Source organism: Synechococcus sp. B60.1 (assembly GCF_047462555.1).
Taxonomy (GTDB): domain Bacteria; phylum Cyanobacteriota; class Cyanobacteriia; order Thermostichales; family Thermostichaceae; genus Thermostichus.
This window is the reverse complement of record NZ_JANSJN010000054.1, coordinates 1-2,162: the sequence shown is the minus strand read 5'-3', so window position 1 is coordinate 2,162 and position 2,162 is coordinate 1. Positions and strand designations below refer to the sequence as shown.

At 59.8% G+C, this 2,162-nt stretch carries 2 protein-coding genes; one reads left to right on the top strand and one right to left on the bottom strand.

The features are described 5' to 3' along the window. Positions 1-223: 223 nt before the first annotated feature. Complete coding sequence (locus tag NW863_RS07515; RefSeq protein ID WP_414365609.1) at positions 224-646, bottom strand: Fur family transcriptional regulator; 423 nt, start codon at positions 644-646, stop codon at positions 224-226. A 201-nt stretch (positions 647-847) separates the two neighbouring features. Between NW863_RS07515 and NW863_RS07510 the strand changes: the two genes are divergently transcribed. Further along, positions 848-2,035 (top strand): metallophosphoesterase family protein, encoded by a 1,188-nt coding sequence (locus NW863_RS07510; RefSeq protein ID WP_414365608.1) that lies wholly within the window; start codon positions 848-850, stop codon positions 2,033-2,035. Positions 2,036-2,162 lie beyond the last annotated feature (127 nt).

Sequence of the window (2,162 nt, the reverse complement as noted above, 5' to 3'; positions counted from 1 at the left end):
CTCTTGGCCCACCACTGTCTTCGCCCTGCCCACGGAAGCGGAGCCGCTGCCAGAAGGGGCGCTAGGCTTGGTGTGCTGGGGCAGCAAGTGTCTGGCTCCGGCCAGCTCGCTGGAACAAATCCAGTCCCAGATTAGCAAGGGCCAGAACCGGGCCTACTGACAGCGGTTCAGCCTTCTCCAGAACAAGCCGGGATCCCTTCTGCTCTACCCAAGCCGCTACGGCTTAGCTCTGGTTCTCCACCCCAAAAAACTCGATGCGGTAGCTCTGGATGCGAGTGCCTGTCTTCTGCTCTACCTGGGCCAGCAGCTCCGGCGGCAGCTCCACATCCACGTCCAGAATGCGGTTGCTGTCCAGGCAGTTGACATGGCTGTGAGGATGGGTACGATTGCCGTAGCGGCGCCCATCGGCGCGATCCAGACACTCGATAATGTTGTGGCTGGCCAGGGCCTCCAGATTTTGATAGACGGATGTGTGGCCAATGGGCTTGCCCTGCCGATTGAGGCGATCGTAGATCTCTCGAGCGGAAAGGTGCTCGCCGCATTGCCACAGCAGTTCCAAAATATAACGACGCTGCCGGCTAAGGCGCAGATTGCACTCCCGGCATCGCTCCAAAGCAGCTTCCAAAGAGTCTACAGGGCGAGGCATGGGCAAACCTCAAGTCATACCGAGTCTGAGATAGCCAGTTGCTCATTTGTACTAGTCTAACATTTGCAAGTCGAAGTTTCTGAAGATTTGTTGCAAAATCTCCGCTGGCATAGACCTCTCCAAGCAGTGTGCAGAAGAAGTGGGGTCAATTATTGACGATATCCCTTCTACAATACCGCTGGGGTGTTGAGGAGAAGCAGGATGCGGCGGCGCCAAATGATCTTGGGCTTGTTGGGACTAGCCGGCAGCAGTGGATTGGTGGGGGCCTATTGGGCCAGTCGGCAGCGTCCTACTTCGGTACCTCTGTCCGCAGTGGTGGGAGGGGCGGCGCCCCCTACCCCTCGACCTACGCCCACGGTTGTCCCCCATCCAGAAGCTCCCCAGGGCCTTTACATCCCAGCCCGCCGCGACCTCCGCCTAATGGTGCTCAGCGACCTAAACGGCATCTACGGCTCGGTGGACTACGACCCAGAGGTGGATCGGGCTATCCGCCTCATCCCCTACTTCCAGCCGGATATCGTCTTGGGCGGAGGGGACATGGTGGCCGGGCAAGATCCCCGCCTCTCGGAGGAGCGCATCCGTGCCATGTGGGCAGCCTTCGACCGGCATGTGGCCGGCCCGCTTCGTGCTGCCAAACTGCCCTACGGCTTCACGCTGGGCAACCACGATGCGTCCTGTGCCCGCACCACGCGGGGCGGTTTTCTCTTCCAAAAAGAACGGGATCTGGCCCGCGAGTTTTGGAACGACCCGGCCCACGATCCCGGTTTGAACTTTGTGGATCGAGGCGACTTTCCCTTTTATTACACCTTCGAAAAAGACGGGGTGTTTTACCTAGTCTGGGACGCCACCTGCAACTACATCCCGCCGGAACAGATGGCCTGGGCGGAAGCAGCACTGGCCAGTGAACGAGCCCAGAAGGCCAAGTTGCGCATCGTCATCGGCCACCTGCCGCTTTACGCCATCACCGTCGGGCGTGACGATCCGGGAGAAGTGCTGCTAGAGGCAGACGCCAAACGAGCCCTGCTGGAGAAATATCGCGTCCACACTTACATCAGCGGCCACCACCACGGTTACTATCCCGGCCACAAGGGACAACTGCAACTGCTCCATTGCGGCATTCTTGGCGCCGGCCCCCGCCCCCTCCTGAATAGCCCCCTGCCTCCCCGCAAGACTCTCACCCTCATCGATGTGGACTTCGACACTCCGGAAGTTACCTACTACACCACCTACCACATGCGGGATCTGAGCGTGATCGACCAAGCCGAGCTGCCCCGCTTCATCACCGGCCACAACGGCCTGGTGCTGCGCCGCGATGTTAACTGGGACAACCTCACCCCCGAAGAAATCGCCACCTGCCGCGCCCGCATCGGATCCCTGTGCCACGATTGACCGGAAAAAAGCGGCGCAGGCCCCAGCATTTATGCCCGGGGATAAGCTACTTAACGTAAGGTGCGGAATTCCCCACGGTCTATACGGTGGGGATGGATAGCACCCTCTGACTGATTCTGGATGTATT